We start from the raw sequence: 18760 nt of genomic DNA, 5'->3' as shown, positions 1-18760 counted from the left end.
ACTTTGAAATGGATCGATGAGCTTCAGAAACTGCGCGTCATACCCGTTGTACGTTTGAAGGATGCCGACACGGCCGTGCCAATGGCCGCTGCACTACGTCGCGGCGGATTACCGTGTGCTGAGATTACATTCCGTACTCCGGCGGCCGCCGAAAGCCTGAGACGGATACACAAAGCTGACCCGGAATTTTTACTGGCGGCGGGAACGGTACTAACAACGGCGCAGGCCGACGCGGCCATGGCGGCCGGCGCGGCCTTTCTGGTCAGTCCCGGATTCAATGCGAAGGTGGCGGTTCATTGCATCGACCATGGCTACCCGCTTGTGCCGGGCATCTGTACGCCGAGTGAGATTGAAGCGGCCTTGTCGGCTGGTCTTATGTGGCTTAAATTCTTCCCAGCTGAGGCGTCCGGAGGTGTGGCAATGCTGCGCGCGCTGCACTCGCCCTACGGTATGGTACGCTTTATGCCGACCGGAGGCATCACGCCCACAAATTTGGCAGACTATTTGGCCTGTCCGTCTGTATTTGCCTGCGGCGGTAGTTGGATTGTACCGGATAGCGCGTTGGAGGCAGGAGATTTTGACGAGATCGAGCGACTGGCCTTTGGGGCTGCCGCGATTGGAAAAGGAGATCACAAATGAGCCGGGTTATCACTTTTGGCGAGATCTTGTTGCGCCTGACCGCGCCGAGGCACCAACGCTTTATACAGGCGCAAAGCTTTGCAGCGTGCTACGGCGGCAGCGAGGCAAACGCCGCTGTATCACTGTGTAATTATGGTACGTCGGCTGAATTCGTCACCCGTCTGCCTGCCCACGCATTGGGGCAGGCGGCGATCGACAGTCTACGCGCCCGCGGCGCAGGCACACGGTATATCGTTCGCGGCGGTGATCGGTTGGGAGTGTATTATGTCGAACAAGGCGCGGGCTATCGCGGGCAGACGATCGTTTATGACCGCGCTGGTTCGGCGATCGCTGAAGCAGCGGCAAATGAATTTGACTGGAAGCATATATTCACCGACTCCGGTGCCGAGTGGTTCCATTTCAGCGGCATTACCCCGGCGCTGAGCGACACGTGTGCTGCGCTGTGCTTGAGTGCCTGCCGCGCAGCTAAGAGGCTGGGACTAACCGTGAGCTGCGACCTGAACTATCGCGAGGCACTCTGGTCGCAGGAAAAAGCCAGACGCGTCATGGCAGAGTTGTGCCGATATGTCGATGTGTGCATCGCCTATGAGGACGAGCCGGGTGACATCTTCGGCATCCGCGCGCCCGAAGGATTGTCCCGCACGGACGCTGCCTGCACAATCGCACGTGCGCTGCGGGAACGCTTTGATTTCTCAGCGGTCGCTGTTACAGTCAGTCGATCGTCTTCGGCCATGCGGCGGGATTGGTCAGCAGTGCTTGCTGACAGATGCAGCGGCAGTTGCTGTGTCAGCCGTTGCTATGAGTTTGACGCCGTAGACCGTATCGGCGGCGGCGATGCGTTCTCCGGCGCTCTGATCCATGCGCTGCTGAACCGCCTGCCGATGCAGCAGGCGATCGATTTTGCCGCTGCGGCGGGATGCCTCAAATACACGATCGAGGGCGACGTAAACGCTGTGACAAGCGACGAGGTAATGACGCTGGCGGGAATTACAGAGTAACCGGGTTAGATTTTAATGAAAATAGGACGACCGTTATTTTTGTGGGAGGTAAAAACATGAGCTTTAATTCCTGTTCCAACCCTACAGAGCTGAAGATCACCGATCTGCGGTTCGTGGATATTGATGGCGCGCCTAAGCGCTGCACGATCCTGCGTATCGATACCAATCAGGGTATTTCCGGATTTGGAGAGGTACGTGATGCTTCGAGCAAGACCTATGCGCTGATGCTCAAGAGCCGCCTTCTCGGCGAAAACCCCTGCAATGTGGATCGTATCTTCCGTAAGCTCAAGCAGTTCGGCGGCCCGTCCCGGCAGGGCGGCGGGGTATCCGGCATTGAGATCGCATTGTGGGATCTGGCTGGCAAGGCGTATGGCGTGCCGCTGTATCAGCTGCTCGGCGGTAAGTTCCGTGACGAGGTACGTGTCTATTGTGATACGGACGTGGATGGCAAACACACCGGCCACGACATGGGAATGGCGCTGAAAAAAAGAATAGAAATGGGTTTTACCTTTCTCAAGATGGATCTAGGCATCGGCCTGTTGCTGGATGAGCCCGGCACGATCAATGCGCCGCTTGGTTTCATTGACGATATGAAAAAATACGCACCGCACATTCTCAATGTGCAGGGGGGCAGTGTGACTGCCGACATGGTGAAGGCACAGAAGAGTTATGCGATCGTGACGACTGCGCATCCGTTTACCGGTATTCATTTGACCGAAAAGGGACTGGACTATCTGGAAAACTATGTGCGTGAGGTGCGCGAGGTTATCGGCTATGAGGTGCCGCTGGCAATCGATCATTTCGGCCATGTGTGTGTGGAGGATTGTATCCGCTTTGCCCGGCGGATGGAACCCTATAATCTGGCCTGGATTGAGGACATGGTTCCGTGGATGTACACCGACCAGTATGTGCGGCTGAAAAACAGTTCCTGCATCCCGGTTTGTACAGGCGAGGATATCTATCTCAAGGAAGATTTTGAAAAGCTCATCAAGGCAGGCGGGGTGTCGGTCATTCACCCGGATATTCTGACCTGCGGCGGTGCGCTGGAACTGAAAAAGATCAGTGATATTGCCGACGAAAACGGCGTGGCGGTTGCCGTGCATATGGCCGAAAGCCCGGTTGCCTGTTTGGCAGCGGTACATACAGCGGCCGCTATGCACAACGTTCTGGCCCTTGAGTTCCACTCGGTCGACGTGCCATGGTGGGCCGATATGGTGACCGGTATTCCAAACCCGCTGTTTGAAAACGGTTTTATCAAGGTTCCGGAGAAGCCTGGCATCGGCTTTGACGACCTTAACGAGGAAGTACTGCGGGAGCATATCAATCCTCAGATTCCCGGTTATTTTGAGCCTACCGACGAATGGAACAGAGAGTTTTCCAACGACCGTATCTGGAGCTGAGAAGGGGGATGAAACGCTATGCATTTCAATGACAGAGAAGAGATCATCGCTTTAACACCGCTGTGGCACGGCGAACGTCTGCCGGACGGAAGGCCGAAGGTTGCAGACAAATATCTGGATGCGTTGCGCGGCATGACGCTGGAAGAGGTATGGAAGCCAATTTTTGTGTTGGGATATGAAAGTCAGTTCGTCGGTGGCGGGGAGCACCCGCTGCACCCGCTGCACGATGATGGTCGCAAGCTGATCGGCCGAGCCGTGACCTGCAATTTTTGCCCGACGCGTCCTGACCTACATGAGGTCATGTTCCGAAAGGGGGCAGAGGAGGGCCGTAAGGGCAATTACAATCAGTGGGTCGTGGATAGTCTGGCCGATCGTGATGTAGTCGTGGCCGATATGTACGACAAGATCTATAAGGGGACGTTCCTCGGTGGCAACCTGACAACCGCGATCAGGACGCGTACCAGAACCGGTGGTGCGGTTATCTGGGGCGGCGTGCGTGATGTGGAGCAGATGAAGCAGGTGCCGGAGGTGCAGGTTTATTACCGCGGGATCGATCCCACGCCAATCCGTGATTTTATTATGACCGGCTTCAACACGGTGACGAACTTCGGAGGCGCGGTATGCCTGCCGGGCGATGTCGTATTCGGTGCAGGCGGCGGCGTACTGTTCATTCCAGCGCATCTGGTCTCCGATGTGGTCGAGGGCGCAGCCAAAACGCACGTTAAGGATGATTTTGGCTTTGAGATGATCGCGCAGAACAAATTCACTACGGCGCAGATCGACAAAAACACCTGGACGGAAGAGATGCTGGATATGCTGCTCGACTGGATCCGTACCGATACACGGGGAGAGGCCTATCGCGGTTTGGATTGGTCGAAGGAATACGCTCTGGCGCGCAACGGCGATCCGAACGATACGCAGACGGCGCTGTGACAGGCAGAAAGGAGATCATCAGCATGGCAAACGGAAAGCGGGCGCTCGTGACTGGTTCGTCTCGCGGCATCGGCCGCGCAATTGCGATTGCGTTGGCTGCGGACGGCTATGAGGTGTTGATCCACTGTGCCGGTAATATGCAGAAAGCGGAGGAGACGCGCAAGCTGATCGAAAGAGCCGGCCATTCGGCGACAGTCATACAGGCCGATTTGTGCAATTTGGATCAAACGGCCAGGCTTGTGGCAGAAATGGGCGATATCGACGCGTTGGTGCTCAACGCATCCATGCAATATCGTAATAAATGGGAGCAGATCTCACAGGATGAGTGCCGTGATCAGCTCAATTGCAATTTTATATCCTCGCTGCTGCTCGTTCAGGGGGCTGTGCCGCATATGCGGACAGCCGGTTGGGGACGGGTTGTGACGATCGGCTCGGTGCAGGAGGCAAAACCGCACCCGGATATGCTCGTGTATTCGGCCTCCAAAGCGGCGCAGACGAACCTGATGCGGTCGCTGGCGTTGCAGCTCGCAAAGGACGGCATCACGGTCAATAATGTCGCGCCGGGCGTAATCTACACCGATCGCAACACGAAGGCGCTGGCAGATCCCGCTTATGCTCAGCAGGTTATGGATTCCATTCCGGTAGGCTTTTACGGCAAGCCGGAAGACTGCGCCGGGATCGTATCCCTGCTCTGCTCGGAAAAGGGGAGATACATCACTGGACAGAGCATTTTTGTAGACGGAGGAAAGAGCATACAATGAATATCGAGTGGATCGGCCAGAGCGGCTATATACTTCGCACGGCCGAAGCAACGCTAGTGCTGGATCCGTATCTGTCGGATGTCGTCAACCGTGTAGCCGGGCGGCCGCGTCTGTTTTCGGCACCGATTGAGCCAGAAGCTATCCGCGCCGACGCCGTTGTCTGTACGCACGACCACCTTGACCATCTCGATCCGGATGCCATAGTTCGCATGGATGCCGACTTGCATTTTTTAACTACCTGCGAGGGGCGGAAGAAGCTGCGTTCTCTTGGCCGTGAGAATGTGACGGCCCTTCATGTCGGCGATACAATCGCGGTCGGGAATATGACGGTGACGGCTGTATATGCGAGACACACAGTTGAGGCGTTCGGCGTAGTCGTACGCGGCGACGGCGTGACGCTATATTTCAGCGGAGATACGCTGTTTGACAAACGGCTGTATGGGGTGGCGCAGTTTGCGCCGGATGTGACGTTCCTCTGCATCAATGGTAAGCTCGGCAACATGAATGTGAGCGAAGCCGTGGAGGTCGCCCGGTCTATCGGCGCACCTGTGAATGTGCCGAACCACTATGGGATGTTCGCATCCAACACAGAGGATCCCGCCAAGTTCACCTGCTGTGTGCCGGGCGGGACGGCGTTGGAGAGCTCAACCCGATATCAGGTAGAGAAAAACAGCGGTGCAGTAAGACTCTACAAGGCCTGAATACAGCCAAAGGAGAATGCGCGATGGTATTGCCGGAGAAGATCGGAAATACAGTTTATGAACCTGGCTATCTAGAACGCGACCCAGGCGTAATGCCTAAGGGGAAGATTATCTATCATGAAATTGCAACCCGAAGAGAGCGAAACGAGATCCTGCGTCATTATTTTGGGCAACAGATTTCTGTTCTATATAAAGAACCGAAAGGAGCGATGAAATTCCCGTATCTTGTGCCTGGCGGCGCATATCAGGATCTATGGGATTGGGATGCTTTCTTTGTGGCCTGCGCTGTGCCAGAAAGCGGCTTGCCCTATGCTAAAGGCGCTGTAGAAAATTTTCTGGATGGAGTTTTCCGTACGACCGGCCGACCTGCAAAGAAGATTGGTCCGGACGGTTCGCGCGAGGCGTTTTCCTTCCCCTATCCTCTGCAGGCGCAGTTTTCCTATATCATTGGTGAACGCTTGGGCGATTTCTCGTGGCTCGAACAATACTGGAACAATTTGAAACGTATGCGAAAATGGTTTGATGCCTATTCGGTTTCGCCGCGGGGTTACTATCTTTGGAATAAGATGTACGGCAATGGCCTGGATAATAATCCGGCAGTTTACGGTCGGCCCAATCGCTCATCGGCCGGGGTCGATCTGGCCAGCTGGCACTATCGGGATATCATGGCAATGGCTCAATTAGCCAAACATTTTGAGCCGACGGCAGTATCCCGTTATTACGAACAGGCGCAAAAGCTGAAAGCACAGATTCAACAGGACTATTGGGATAAGATCGATCGTTTTTTCTATAACATTGATTGCCAGGATGACTTTGAGTTTACGACTTGTCAGTCTATCACTTGGCGCACATATTTGAAGTTCCGGAATTTTTCCTGCTTCTTTCCACTGTGGGCCGGCGTGGTCACACAGGAACAAGCTGTTTGTATGCGGGACGTTCTAATGGATGAAAAGCAATTTCTCGCACCGTGCGGGATACGCTCTCATTCCAAGGAAGATATCGATGTGTACAACAATGTTCAAATGGTTGACCCTTCCAATTGGCAGGGCCCGGTTTGGGGCTTGACCTCCTATCTGTGCGCCTATGGCCTCTCACGGTACGGCTTTCAGCAGGAAGCGGCGGAAATCGCACGGCGTATGTCCAACACTTTCGCAAATGATATTCAGCAAAACGGCTGTATTCACGAATACTATTCCGGCGAGGATGGGCAACCGCTGTTCAGGCCGGGCTTTATCAGCTGGAATGTTTTGGCCCGGTGTGCCGAGGACGAAATTGCCGCCGGGCGTGATAGTACAACGCTTGGACTGTTGGATGAATAAAGAAACGAGGGAATAGAGCGATGCTACCTGAACGGTTGAAACGGCGTGATACCGCGGAAGCGGCACAGCAGCAAATGGTACTCTGCGGTAACTGTCGGTTTACAGTGCTGACGGATCGGCTGCTGCGGATAGAATTTGCACCGGATGCTGTTTTTGAGGATCGCGGAACGCAGAGTGTTGTCAATCGGCAATTCCCTGAAACACCTTATAGGCTGAGACGTGACAGCCGGTCTATCCAGATCGAAACTGGAAAGCTAACGCTTTATTGGGAACATGAGGCTGCTTTGTCTGCACTGTCTGTCACGGTGCATACGATGCCGGGAAACCCGGTATGGCATTGGGGAGACGAAGTGCATACGCTGAAAGGAACGTGCCGAACCCTTGACGGCTATCCGGTTGAAAGCAACGGGGAGCTTGGCGAGGGCGTATGCTCACGAAACGGGTATTCCGTGCTGGAAGACGGCGGCAGCTTAATCGTTAATGATGAGGGTTGGGTTGAACAGCGCCCGGATGGTGTAACGGACATCTACTTTTTTGGCTATGGGCATGATTATATTGGCGCGACGTGGGCGCTGTATGCCCTGACCGGTCTGCCCCCGCTGCTTCCGCACTACGTTTTCGGAAACTGGTGGAGTCGTTTTTATCCCTATGATGAAGAAAGCTATCTTTCTTTGATGGATCGTTTCCGTAAAGAGGATATTCCATTCACCGTGGCGGTAATCGATATGGACTGGCATTGGGCAGGCAGCGGATTTGGAAAGGACTGGAGACAGCTTTGGACGGGCTATTCGTGGAACAGGAGGCTGTTTCCGGATTATCGGCACTTTTTGAACAGGCTGCATGAGCGTGGTCTTCATCCGGCCCTGAATCTGCATCCAGCGCGCGGAGTACAGGATCACGAGGATATGTACAAAGAGATGGCGGTAGCTAGAGGAATAGATCCGGATACGAAAAAAACGGTCAATTTTGAGCCTGCAGATCCGAGCTTTTGGGATCCGTATCTGTCGATCGTGCACCATCCATATGAGAAGGATGGTGTCGATTTTTGGTGGATGGACTGGCAACAGGGAAGGACGAGCGATATGCCGGGGCTCGATCCGCTGTGGGCACTCAACCATTTTCATGCTTTGGATTGTGCACGCGGAGATAAACGGCCTATGTTTTTTTCGCGTTATGCCGGACCGGGCAGTCAGCGGTTTTATGTTGGGTTTTCCGGTGATACCTATATCTGTTGGGAATCTTTAAAATATGAGCCGTATTTTACAGCAACGGCTGCAAACATCGGATATCCGTATTGGAGCCACGATATCGGCGGCTTCCAGCAAGGAAAACGGGATGACGAGCTGTATATCCGCTGGATCCAATTTGGCGTGTTTTCGCCGATCAGCCGCCTGCATTGCAGTAACAATCCGTTTCTCGGAAAAGAACCGTGGAACTATGATCCTTCAGCAGAAAAAGTCGCCAAGCAATTTTTGCGCCTGCGTCATCAATTGTTTCCTTATCTGTATTCCATGAATCACCGCACACATATGGAAGGTCGTGCTTTGTGCGAGCCGCTGTATTACCGCTATCCAGAGGAAGCTGGCGCCTATGAATTTGGCAACGAATACTTCTTTGGAACGGAAATGCTCGTCTGTCCTGTGACGGAGCCCATGGATGAGCGGACACGGCTTGCAGAGACGGATTTGTGGCTGCCAGAAGGACAGTGGATCGACTGGTTTACCGGTGTGATTTACACAGGCGGTCGCCGCGTATGTGCCCGACGCGCGCTGAATTCAATTCCGGTGTTTTGCCAGGCAGGCGCGATTGTGCCGATGCAGAGCAGAGCGGAAGGCGACAATGCCGTTGGGCCTGCAATGCAACTGGAACTGGTCGTGTTTGCCGGTAAAAGCAACCGCTTTACGCTGTATGAGGACGAAGGGGTTAACAATCGCTATATGGAAGGCCATTTTGCTGAAACCCTATATGAGTGGCAGTGGACGGATGAAAAAGCATGTTTTGTGATCCATCCGACGAAAGGGGATGCCGATGTTCTTCCAGTTAGGCGAGATTACACATTGCGCTTTCGGGCGCTTCCTGTCGAGACAGAAATACGCGTCTTGATCGATGGTTTGGTACACGCTACTTCGTCAACATATGAGCCGGAGATGGACAGCTGGACAATTACATTATTCAATGTACCCGTGAACAAAAAAGTGATGGTTGAGTTTACGGCGGAACAGCTGTGTCTCACAGATAAGGGCAGTCGACAGAAAGCGCTCTTTGACATTTTGCTATATTCCCATACTGAAAATGAGCCTAAGGCGGATATGTGGCAGTTCCTCTCAAATGATGCATTTGCAGAAGAACAACGGCGGGAGAAATTGTTTACCTATCGGCAGATAGAGCCTTTATTGGTTGACGCACTGGAGGAGGTTCTCAAAGCGCAGAAGCAAGTCGATGGCTCTACGGATTAAGAAGCCAATTTGCGGTATACTGCCATCGTAGAAGGCGGATTTTTAGCCTGTTCTGTTGGATGATTACTATTTACCTGTTAAACTGTACGAGAAAACTCGATCCGCTTTCTAAACTTGTCGAGCAGGAGTTATAAATAACTCCCTTGTTGATAATGCGGGTATGGTGTAGCTGTGCTTTCGCTGATCTTTCAGTACAACACCGGCGATAAAAATTTGCTTATGCAAATATATTGTGCTCTACGTTGACAATGCTATCTATATATGGTATAGTATACTTGTTTTAGGTTTGAGATAATGACCCTTTCGCGGGTCTTGGTTTGAGTTAAAAGGTCGGATGATTCCCTTTCCGGGGGATACTCCGGCCTTTTTTCTTTCCCGCCGTTTGGTCGGGAAAATCAGTAAAGCAAATCCAAGCGACCGCAAAAGGCCGCGTCAACTTTCCGTTCGTGTGGGGAGTGGCGCGGCCTTTTCGTTATATATAGACCAAAATTGAAACGGAAAGGACGGATGCAAGCGTGCCAACCCCATCTCTGATTCGTGTGCGCTGCCTGGACGCAGAAAGAGCCGTGGGCCTTGTCAATTATGCGGACATGGTGGTATACGATCAGGAGAAAAATGTGGTTGCCCTGCGGATCGGCGGATACCCGGAAACGGTGCAGGCCATGAGCGACGCCATCCTCGGCGGCTGCGAACTGGAGCTGACCGGCTCTAAAAGCTCCCTTTGCTTAAACAGCAAAGGGAGGCGGAACTATGCGAGGCGGATCTCCCACGACGGCGTGTACGCCGAGGGAATCCACTGGCTTCAGGACGATTCCCTGCAATCCCTGGCCGTCGGACAGGAAGACGACGACCCCAAAAGTGAAAAGGAAACGGTCAGTCTGAAACGGAACCTGTATATCTTCTGTACCAGCAGCGCGGAGCTGTTTGACGAGCTGGACCGTAAGCTTTCCGTTCCCCTTTTGCCTGAGTTCCGGGGGTATTTCCTCTCGGAACTGAAAAAGCGCGGTTTGCTGGACCGCCTGAAGGTGTACTGTCCGGGCCGTAAATTCCAGTGCTGGCATATGAGCGTATCAAAAGACGAAAGCGAAATCGTCCAGGTGCTGGAAGACGGCCTGAAGGACGGGTGCATCGTCATTCCGGGGAGCTCCCCGGGCCAAGAGGATGTATTCCGGCACATCCCTTCCTTTACCGCCTACCTGCGGGAGTTCGGCGACAAAATCGCCGGGCGGATCAAGGACTGCTTCCCTCCCCGGTTCAACCCGGCCGAGGAGGCGGTGTCGCCGCCGGTGCAGGAGGTCAATCGGTATGTCCTCGCACACGCCGGATACTCTCTGTTCGACGCGCAGCTTGGTGCGGCGGAGGCCCTCAAGCGTCAGCTGGAAACCGACAGGCTGGCGCTCCTGGTGGCCGAATGCGGCACCGGCAAGAGCAAGATCGGCGCAGCCGCCCTGTATGCCTACCAGCACGGCCAGCCGGACAGACGCACCAATCGGAAAGACTTCAACGTCGTGGTCTGTCCATCCCATCTGACCGGGAAATGGGTACGGGAGCTGCACGAAACCGTACCGGACTGCTTTGCCCAGCACGTGAACAGCATCCGGGACATCGACCGGCTGTACCGCCTATACCAAGGGGAAAACAAAACAGTATTCTGCATTCTTTCCAAAGAAACCGCCCGCAACGGGTATATGCACCGGCCGGCCGTAACCTGGAACCGGCGGAAGAGAGGTTTTATCTGCCCGGACTGCGGCAGGGTGCAGGAGATGCGCGATCCCGACACTTCCGCCTGGGTAAAGGCGGACGCCATGTTTTTTCAGCAGGAAAACTCCCGCAACCACCGCTGCCGTTTCTGCGGCGCTTCCCTCTGGACGGTTCAGAATCCCGACGACCTGACGCCAAAACGAACCCAGTGGGTGCGCATCGGCGGTTACGGCTATGTCCACCGCCTGTTTGCCTATCAGGCGGCCGAAACCTGTAAAAAGACGTTCCGTGCGAAGATCGAGGAAGTGGTGGAGCGGCCGGACGGCCTCTTTCCCGCCGCCGGCGCCTACCGGCGGTATCCGCTGTCCGCCTATCTCAAGAAAAAGCTGAAACGGATCGACGCCTTAATCGTAGACGAGCTGCACCAGTACAGCGGCGAGAGTGCGCAGGGACAGGCTATGGCAGAACTGGCCGGGATCGCCGACAAGGTACTCGGCATGACCGCCACCCTCGTCAACGGGTACGCCAAAGGCATCTTCTATCTGCTGTTCCGGCTGAAGGCCCGCCTGATGCTGCTGGATAACCAGGCGTACAAACGGCCGCGGGATTTCTGTTTGCAGTATGGGGTGCTGGAAGAGCTGTACGAAGAGGATACCACCGAATACAACAGCACATCCAAATCCAGAAGGCGCAAAGTACGGGAACGGTTCCTGCCGGGGGTCTCGCCTATCGTGTATTCGCGGTTTTTGCTGGAAAATGCGGTGTTCCTGTCGCTGAACGACATGGGAAAGGAGCTGCCCGACTACGAGGAAATCCCCATCCCCTGTACCATGCTGCCGGAAGTCCAAAAGGAATACGATGCCCTGCAAAACAACTTCCGGCATCTGATGAGGCAGGCGCCCCGAATCGGTAAGCGGGTGATGTCCGCGTATCTGAACCTGCTGGCCGCTTATCCCGACCAGCCCTACGGCCACGAGCCGATCCGCAACCCGTTTGTACCGGAGGAAGACCAGAACGTACTCGCCGCCCCCCAAGACGTCGGCAGCGCGGCAGATTTGCAGCCCAAGGACGAGGTGCTGCTTGATTTGATCGACCGGAAGATTCAGGCGGGCGAGCGCGTCATCGTCTTCACCGCATGGGTGCGGCTGGATACACAGGAGCGGCTTCACAAACTGTTGATGGAAAAAGGCGTCAAAGCCGCGATTCTGGATCAGGCCGTGCCGACCGTACAGCGGGAAGAATGGGTAGACAAACGCGTGCGCGAAGGGATAAAGGTACTGATCGTCAATCCCAGTTTGATCGAAACCGGCCTCGATTTGAATGCTTTTACCACCCTGGTATTCTACAACATCGCCTTCAACCTGTATGTGTTCCGGCAGGCGTCCCGCCGAAGCTGGAGGATTAACCAGACCGTGCCCAAGGTGGAGATCTATATGCTCTACTATGCCGACACCATGCAGCACAAGGCACTCCGCCTTATGGCGTCCAAGCTGTCCGCAGCCACCGTCGTTGAGGGGCAGATTTCCGACGAGGGGCTGGCGGCCATGTCCGACTGCCAGGATCTCACCACCCAGCTTGCCAAGTAACTGATGCGCGGCCTGAAGGACGACGTGGAGGATCTGGCGGCGAGCTTCAAGAAAATGGCGATCATCGGGAACCACCCCAAACCGGCAGCAGCCGAAAAGCTGTCTGCCCCGCCAGAACCGGAAAAGCAGGCGCCGCCTGTTCAACAGCCGGTTTTGCTTCCTGTACCGCCCTATTCGCAAACCAACAGCGGCGGAGCGGAAGACACAGGCCAGGTCAGTATTTTTGACCTGCTGGCTTCATGAAACAACATCGTAAGGAGGAAGCATTCATGCAATTCACAGCCAACCGTCTCCTTTTGCTGAAAGCCGTGAAAACGGCCTTAAAGGTGGTTCAGCCCAACCGGGATATTCCGGAAATTGCCGGAGTCCTGATCGAAGCGGATGCGTCCAGCGGCCTGCTGACCGTTACGGGCACCGACATCCGCACCCATATCCAGCGGCGGCTCCGGCAGGAGTAGGTGGAGGAAAGCGGCAGCATCATCCTCACGCCGCTAATCGCCAGCGTCCTGGACAAGCTGGCCGGGGAGTCGGTATCGTTTCAAAGTGACAAAGGGACGGTGATGATCGGTTCCGAAAACGCCGCTTTTTCACTCCCGTTTCTGGAGGCCAAACACATTTTAATACAAATATCCCTTTTTTGACACATAGTGATTTTGGTATTAATGGCAACCTAGGTGGTGGATGTCAAGAAAAGCAGATGTCTGAAATGTGGGAATTTAATATCGAGATTGCTCAGGACGTAATCGAATTACTACATAAAGTTAAATTTAAGAAATATATAGTGCTGGAAAATTTTCATTACTTAACAGATGAGACACAAAGAGCATTTTCAATAGATTTGAGGGTATTTCAGGACAGTGGAATAAGATTTATCATATTAGGTATTGGGAAAGAGAAGAATCGTTTATTACAATTCAATAGGGACCTGCTTGATCGAATATGTGAAATTCCAGTTGAACCATGGGTATCTAAAGATTTTAAAGAAGTAATTAAATTAGGAGAGCATTATCTAAATATTAGTATTGCTGAAGAAATTAAAGAAAAGATATTAGAAAATTCTTTCGGTAATATCGGTATAGTACAGGAGTTGTGTAAGTACGTTTGTCTTTTTTCGGGAGTAAATAAAAACTCTGTAGTTAAAAAGAATATATTGTTGAAGGAGGTTCTGGAGAAAGCACTTGAACAAAAGGCAGAAGATTACAGAGCAAGCCATATAAGATCTCTTGAGTGCATAGCATCTGCGTCATTAAGAACACGTGGATTATATATGCCGTACTACCTTATAGTAATTATAGCAAATACAGATGTAAATGAACTTTTATTTGGAATTACAAGATCTAAGTTATTACCGCTTTTTAAACAATACCATTATAGACCAGATGATGTTCGTTCTAGTGATCTTACATATCTTCTCAATAACTTCGCAGAACTACAATTAAAAAATTATATTAATCCTCCATTAATTGATTACGATTTAGTAGGCCGAAAGTGGAGGGTTATAGATGCAACACTATTATACTTTTTAAAATTTGAGGATACCGAACGATTATTAGAAGATATTGAGATACCTATTGAAGATAATCAAGTGAAAATTGATATGGATAATTACACAGTGGAGGTCTGATTTTATTATATATTGTGAACATGACCCCCGTATAATTCAATTTTTAAAGAACGATAAATTGTATTAAAACTTGTTACTTTAGCCACACCTGCGGTGGGCATGTCGTGCGCCGCAGGATTTTTTATAATGAGATGTCTGCGAGCAAGGGACGGCTTTTCTCGTTACCTATTTACAGTTTAAGGGCTCATTTTCAAAAGCATATCCCCAACATTCAAGGTGTCACGGTATATACAACTATTTAGGGCCTTTCCGTAACCGTCACGATTTCATTAATCTCCCACTCCAACATCGGAATCTTTTCCTGTAACGACAAAATGTGGGCGTTGAGGCTTGGTTTCTTCAACGCCCACATTTTTTGCATCTCCGTCAGCTGTTTCAGTTCTTTCGTGAATTGTTCCCGCATGGATTCAGCATTCTTCCATGCCCCCTATGCGAATTGACGGACAGAAAAAGCAGTCGTAAAACGGAAAGGAAAGAGGGCCCAGAAAATGGGAGAAACAAGAAAAAGACACGAAGCTTTCAAAGCTGGGGTAGTGCGCATGGTGACCGGCCAAGGTCGTCCTAGCGCCGAGGTAGCCAAGGACCTTCGACACGCTACGCAGCTGGCTTAAGACCGCTACAGGTAAAAAGCCGGGGCCGTTGACCGCCAGAACCGTGACGTCCGCCGTGTGCGAGAACTGGAAGCCGAGGTTCGCGCAGAAAGACCGCACCGCGTAACGCGGCTTCGTCCTTGATTCAGTTCCCAATCTATAATTTGAGGTAATCAAGAGATACAGTTATTTGCTTTTGACAAGAAACTTATTCCTTAACAAGAATCATTTCATAACAGCTGTGCAATTTTCTCAGACATAGGTTGCTGCCTTCTTTCAGAATGGTGTGCCGTGGCTTCATTCTACCCAAGGCTGCAAACCATGTCTCTTTTTATGCCTTTTTTAATTTGCGCAACGTATTCTACCTGTACATCACGGAAAGCTGTTTATCGATTTGTGTGAACAGGTTTTGGTATGCATCTGCTCTTCTTTGCTGGAGGATTCGCCGGAAATGGGCATTTTTATCCTTAAACTTGGTATTTATAGGAAGTAATTTGACAAATTTGTTGTTTTGTCCGCATTTTAACATTGTTTGGCCAGATGATTATATTAACGCTCTTGGGGATATGTTATCCTATATGTGTAATTTTATTGAAATATATTTGGGGTGTTTGTACAGGTGTATGCGATCAGCACAAGAACACTGCCAATTTGCCTAAACGTTTGGGGGAGTACAAAATGAGCGCCATGGCAAAGTGGATATGGATTCAAAAGGAATTTTGCAGCCGGCCGGAATATGTTTTGTTCCGTAAAACGCTCCGGCTAGAGGAGGTGCCGGAGGAGTTGCGCCTCCAGGTGACGGCGGACAGCCGGTACATTCTCTGCATCAATGGGCATATTGTTTCTCGGGGTCCCGCACGCAGCAATACAATGGTGAAATTTTACGATACGGTGGATATTGCACCGTATTTGCAGGCGGGCCGCAATGTGCTGACCATCGACGCAGTGCATTATGCGGGTGATGCTCATGAGGCAAATGAATTTACTGCTGGCCCCACGTCCATTCCCACTTCGGCACGAGGAGGCGTGCTGGTCGATGGGGACTGTCGGTTCTGCACCAACGACAGTTACCGCTGTCTCCGGCTGGATGCCTATCAGTTCAAGCAGGCGGAGGTGGCCGAATACCTGGGTTACTTCGAACAGGTGGATGGCCGCTTGTATCCCTTTGGCTGGCGGGATCTTGCTTATGACGACAGCGGCTGGGATCATGCGGTGGAGAGAATTGCCCATGTTCCCTACACCCGCGGCGGATTGGCCAATGTGTGGCAGACGGAACCGCGGCCTATCCCCATCCCGTATGAGCGGGAGGAACAGTTTGCCGGCGTGACCCGCACAAACGCTGCGGGCGGAGAAAGGATATTGGACGGCGGTCTGCGTGTGGAACCGCATCAAACAGTTTTTGTTGAGTTGGATGCCGGCGTGTATAAAACCGGCTTTGTGGAATTGGAGATCGTTGGCGGCCAGGGGTCTCGAGTCAAGCTGCTCTATTCGGAAAGCTATGGCCGGGATAGGGGCGGCGCCTGCTACATAAAAGAATGCCGCGACGACTGCGCAGAAGACGCTTACCTGCTAGGGGACAGTGACGTATACATTGCGGGATCGGACGTACAGACCTATACGTCGTTTCATTACCGGGCTTTTCGTTTTGTGCGGTTGGAAGTGGCCTGTGCCGAGGAGCCCATCGAGGTGAAGGTAACAGGCCTGCGGCAGACCGGATATCCGCTGCAGGTGACCACAAAGTTTCATTGCGCTGATATGGTTTATAACCATATGTGGGATATCAGCCTGAGGACGCTGCAGTGCTGTATGTATGAAACGTACATGGACTGTCCTCATTTTGAACAGATGCAGTACCTGATGGACACGCTGCTGGAAGCGCTTTATACCTACTCCATATCCACAGACAGCCGTCTGGCGGAAAAGGCCATACGGGATTTCTACGAATACCAGCTGCCCAACGGGCTCATCCCCTGCAACGCGCCCACTCGTATTGTACAGATTATTCCGGTGTTCACTCTATACTGGATATTCATGCTGTACGATCACTATCAATATTTCAAAAATGCAGCCTACATCAAGGATTTCTTCCCCGGCGTGGAAAAAATCGTGATATTTTTCCGTTCGCACCTTCTGGAGAACGATCTGCTGGGCGACACGGGATTCTGGCAGTTCGTGGACTGGACGAAAGAATGGGACAACGGTGTGCCGGTGCGCGGGCCACAGGAGCAAAATCTGATTTACAGTATGGTGCTGGTTGCCGCATTGCACCAGGCTGCCTATTTGGCCAAGATATTGGAGCGTCCCGATTATGCTGGTCAACTGACCGAACTAGCCGGCCGGATATCCGCCGCTGTGGAGAAGCACGGATACGACGCCAGACGGGGGTTATACCGCGACGTGACCGGCCGGGATGCCTTCAGCCAGCACGGGCAGGTTTGGGCCGTTCTGTCAGGCATCGCGCTGCCAGAACGTAGGAAAGCCATTATGCGCAAGGCGCTGCAGGATGATACACTGGTTCGTTGTTCGCTGTGCACGCACTATTTTCTGTATCGGGCGCTGGACGAGGTGGGGCTGTATACCCGGACTGAGGAGTTGTGGGATTCCTGGAAGGCCATCATGGATATGAAGGTGACCACATGGCCGGAGGATCCTGTCAACTGGCGCAGCGACTGCCACGCCTGGAGCTCCACACCGCTGTATGAGTTCGTGGCCTGCGGGTTGGGGATAAAGCCAGAAGCGCCGGGCTTCGACGTGGTTCGGATCGAGCCGAAAATGCTGTGGCTCCGGTCCTGTGAGGGGAGCGTACACACCCGCCACGGAACCATCGCCGTGAGCTGGACCGAAACAGACGGAAATTTTTCCATCCGGCTTCAGACACAGCGCCCCGTACCGGTGGTTTGCGTTCTGCCCGATGGCACCGAACATCGGGAGATTGTCCAGGGAGAATTGAACCTGCAGTGCGAGCTGCATGCGGTGCGTTCGCCGGACACGGTAGCGGTTTAAGCGGAAACGGTCAGGGAAACTCGGAAAGGTTGGTCTTTCGATATTGCTGAGGTGTCATGCCGGTGGCTTTCTTAAATTGGAGGCAAAAATAGGAGACGCTGTTAAAGCCGCTTTCCAGAGCAACATCCTCGATTTTCCTTTCGGTGGACTGGAGCAGAATCTTGGCATTGCTGATACGCTGCTGCAGGATGTATTCCGCAATGGACATTTCCATCACGGTCTTGAATTTTCTGGTCAGATGGCGCACGCTGAAATGGGTGTATTCCGCGAGCCTCTCCAGCGTGATTTCATGGTTGTAGTTTCGGCTGATATATTGCACCACCATCTGGATGCAGTTTGAGAAGTTATCCAGCAGGCCGTTCGTCTGCGAATAGTACACCCGCATAAATTTGGTCAGTATCAGGGAGAAATACAGCTGCGCCATGGTATTGTATCCGATAGCCTTGGTTTTTAGTTCGTCTTCCAGTCTCTCGATCATCTCACAAGTGAACTGCTTCTCATCCGGCGTAAGGGCGATTTGAAACTGCTGCCTTTTCATGGCCGGAATATAGGGGTAGATATGAATAAAGTCAGAGGCGGACATATCGTCCCAATTTGTGTTATCTCCCCGCTGTACCACCAGAGGATTGAACAGTAGGTTGATGATTTCCAGCTCTTCTCCCGGCTCGAATTTGAACGAGTGCTTTTCCCCCGGAGCAATCATACAGACGTCTCCGTCAGAAATGGGATAGACAATTTCCTCGCGCTCGGGAAGGTAAACCACATGGCGGCCCGTGCCGGATAAGACCAAAGCGATTTCCCAAAAATTGTGGGAGTGAAGCGGAACAGGCGACTGAATGCTGTGCTTTCGCCGGTAAATACGCAGAGGAATGCGGTTTGTCTGCAGACCATGCTCCGCGTCCGTATACATTTCAAACAGATCAGAATCGTACATAAGCATCCTCCCTATTTAGATAATATTTATATCACAAGTTGCGGCTCTTGCCAAGTGGCATGATCCGGTCAGGGTATACGGCGGAATTCACCGTCTTACCAATACATTTAGTAAA

The 18760-nt window shown here is 52.5% G+C and carries 15 protein-coding genes; 13 read left to right on the top strand and 2 right to left on the bottom strand.

Annotated features, from left to right (window positions below; genetic code table 11):
• The first annotated feature begins 3 nt into the window (after nt 1-3).
• The 12 genes from eda to ACSAMM_RS08440 all read left to right on the top strand — a co-directional run bounded on the left by eda (nt 4) and on the right by ACSAMM_RS08440 (nt 14118).
• On the top strand, nt 4-639 hold the full coding sequence (gene eda / locus ACSAMM_RS08495; RefSeq protein ID WP_457791046.1) for a bifunctional 4-hydroxy-2-oxoglutarate aldolase/2-dehydro-3-deoxy-phosphogluconate aldolase: 636 nt from the start codon (nt 4-6) through the stop codon (nt 637-639).
• Entirely contained in the window at nt 636-1637 is a 1002-nt protein-coding gene (locus tag ACSAMM_RS08490; RefSeq protein WP_457791045.1) for a PfkB family carbohydrate kinase, read from the top strand. Before eda ends, ACSAMM_RS08490 begins: the two co-directional genes overlap by 4 nt.
• 56 nt (nt 1638-1693) lie before the next feature.
• Nucleotides 1694-3037, top strand: a complete 1344-nt coding sequence (locus ACSAMM_RS08485; RefSeq protein ID WP_457791044.1) for a mandelate racemase/muconate lactonizing enzyme family protein — start codon at nt 1694-1696, stop codon at nt 3035-3037.
• Nucleotides 3038-3055: 18 nt separating this feature from the next.
• Nucleotides 3056-3970: an RraA family protein gene (locus tag ACSAMM_RS08480; RefSeq protein ID WP_457791043.1), complete on the top strand. Its 915-nt coding sequence runs from the start codon at nt 3056-3058 to the stop codon at nt 3968-3970.
• 23 nt (nt 3971-3993) lie between these two features.
• Nucleotides 3994-4731: an SDR family NAD(P)-dependent oxidoreductase gene (locus ACSAMM_RS08475; RefSeq protein ID WP_457791042.1), complete on the top strand. Its 738-nt coding sequence runs from the start codon at nt 3994-3996 to the stop codon at nt 4729-4731.
• Complete coding sequence (locus tag ACSAMM_RS08470) at nt 4728-5432, top strand: MBL fold metallo-hydrolase (protein ID WP_457791041.1); 705 nt, start codon at nt 4728-4730, stop codon at nt 5430-5432. Before ACSAMM_RS08475 ends, ACSAMM_RS08470 begins: the two co-directional genes overlap by 4 nt.
• Before the next feature lie 23 nt (nt 5433-5455).
• Nucleotides 5456-6751: an MGH1-like glycoside hydrolase domain-containing protein gene (locus ACSAMM_RS08465; RefSeq protein WP_457791040.1), complete on the top strand. Its 1296-nt coding sequence runs from the start codon at nt 5456-5458 to the stop codon at nt 6749-6751.
• Nucleotides 6752-6786: 35 nt separating this feature from the next.
• Nucleotides 6787-9207 (top strand): TIM-barrel domain-containing protein, encoded by a 2421-nt coding sequence (locus ACSAMM_RS08460; protein WP_457791039.1) that lies wholly within the window; start codon nt 6787-6789, stop codon nt 9205-9207.
• A gap of 515 nt (nt 9208-9722) precedes the next feature.
• Nucleotides 9723-12494 carry a helicase-related protein gene (locus tag ACSAMM_RS08455; protein ID WP_457791038.1) on the top strand — a complete coding sequence of 924 codons (2772 nt, stop codon included), beginning with the start codon at nt 9723-9725 and terminating at the stop codon, nt 12492-12494.
• Nucleotides 12495-12518: 24 nt separating this feature from the next.
• Nucleotides 12519-12737, top strand: coding sequence for a hypothetical protein (locus ACSAMM_RS08450; RefSeq protein WP_457791037.1), 219 nt, complete (start codon nt 12519-12521; stop codon nt 12735-12737).
• A 26-nt stretch (nt 12738-12763) separates the two neighbouring features.
• Nucleotides 12764-12952 (top strand): hypothetical protein, encoded by a 189-nt coding sequence (locus ACSAMM_RS08445; RefSeq protein ID WP_457791036.1) that lies wholly within the window; start codon nt 12764-12766, stop codon nt 12950-12952.
• A 248-nt stretch (nt 12953-13200) separates the two neighbouring features.
• The gene (locus tag ACSAMM_RS08440) at nt 13201-14118 is read left to right on the top strand and encodes a hypothetical protein (protein WP_457791035.1); all 918 of its coding nucleotides are present in this window, start codon (nt 13201-13203) and stop codon (nt 14116-14118) included.
• Nucleotides 14119-14356: 238 nt separating this feature from the next.
• Here ACSAMM_RS08440 and ACSAMM_RS08435 read toward each other — a convergent pair whose 3' ends face one another.
• The gene (locus ACSAMM_RS08435) at nt 14357-14521 is read right to left on the bottom strand and encodes a hypothetical protein (protein WP_457791034.1); all 165 of its coding nucleotides are present in this window, start codon (nt 14519-14521) and stop codon (nt 14357-14359) included.
• 874 nt (nt 14522-15395) lie between these two features.
• On the opposite strand from ACSAMM_RS08435, the gene ACSAMM_RS08430 reads away from it, so the two are divergent.
• A complete protein-coding gene (locus tag ACSAMM_RS08430; protein ID WP_457791033.1) occupies nt 15396-17711 on the top strand; it encodes a family 78 glycoside hydrolase catalytic domain in 2316 nt (771 codons plus the stop codon).
• A gap of 10 nt (nt 17712-17721) precedes the next feature.
• Here ACSAMM_RS08430 and ACSAMM_RS08425 read toward each other — a convergent pair whose 3' ends face one another.
• Nucleotides 17722-18645: a helix-turn-helix domain-containing protein gene (locus ACSAMM_RS08425; RefSeq protein WP_457791032.1), complete on the bottom strand. Its 924-nt coding sequence runs from the start codon at nt 18643-18645 to the stop codon at nt 17722-17724.
• Nucleotides 18646-18760 lie beyond the last annotated feature (115 nt).

Source organism: Anaeromassilibacillus sp. SJQ-5, from assembly GCF_054108045.1.
This window is presented reverse-complemented; position numbering and strand designations above follow the sequence as displayed.

What these genes read in the sequence shown, in the direction of transcription:
- ACSAMM_RS08475 (WP_457791042.1), top strand. Translation starts at nt 3,994, where the DNA reads ATGGCAAACGGAAAGCGGGCGCTCGTGACTGGTTCGTCTCGCGGCATC.
- ACSAMM_RS08425 (WP_457791032.1), bottom strand. Translation starts at nt 18,645, where the DNA reads ATGTACGATTCTGATCTGTTTGAAATGTATACGGACGCGGAGCATGGT.
- ACSAMM_RS08440 (WP_457791035.1), top strand. Translation starts at nt 13,201, where the DNA reads ATGTGGGAATTTAATATCGAGATTGCTCAGGACGTAATCGAATTACTA.
- ACSAMM_RS08465 (WP_457791040.1), top strand. Translation starts at nt 5,456, where the DNA reads ATGGTATTGCCGGAGAAGATCGGAAATACAGTTTATGAACCTGGCTAT.
- ACSAMM_RS08485 (WP_457791044.1), top strand. Translation starts at nt 1,694, where the DNA reads ATGAGCTTTAATTCCTGTTCCAACCCTACAGAGCTGAAGATCACCGAT.
- ACSAMM_RS08435 (WP_457791034.1), bottom strand. Translation starts at nt 14,521, where the DNA reads ATGCGGGAACAATTCACGAAAGAACTGAAACAGCTGACGGAGATGCAA.
- ACSAMM_RS08430 (WP_457791033.1), top strand. Translation starts at nt 15,396, where the DNA reads ATGGCAAAGTGGATATGGATTCAAAAGGAATTTTGCAGCCGGCCGGAA.
- ACSAMM_RS08480 (WP_457791043.1), top strand. Translation starts at nt 3,056, where the DNA reads ATGCATTTCAATGACAGAGAAGAGATCATCGCTTTAACACCGCTGTGG.
- ACSAMM_RS08445 (WP_457791036.1), top strand. Translation starts at nt 12,764, where the DNA reads ATGCAATTCACAGCCAACCGTCTCCTTTTGCTGAAAGCCGTGAAAACG.
- ACSAMM_RS08470 (WP_457791041.1), top strand. Translation starts at nt 4,728, where the DNA reads ATGAATATCGAGTGGATCGGCCAGAGCGGCTATATACTTCGCACGGCC.
- ACSAMM_RS08490 (WP_457791045.1), top strand. Translation starts at nt 636, where the DNA reads ATGAGCCGGGTTATCACTTTTGGCGAGATCTTGTTGCGCCTGACCGCG.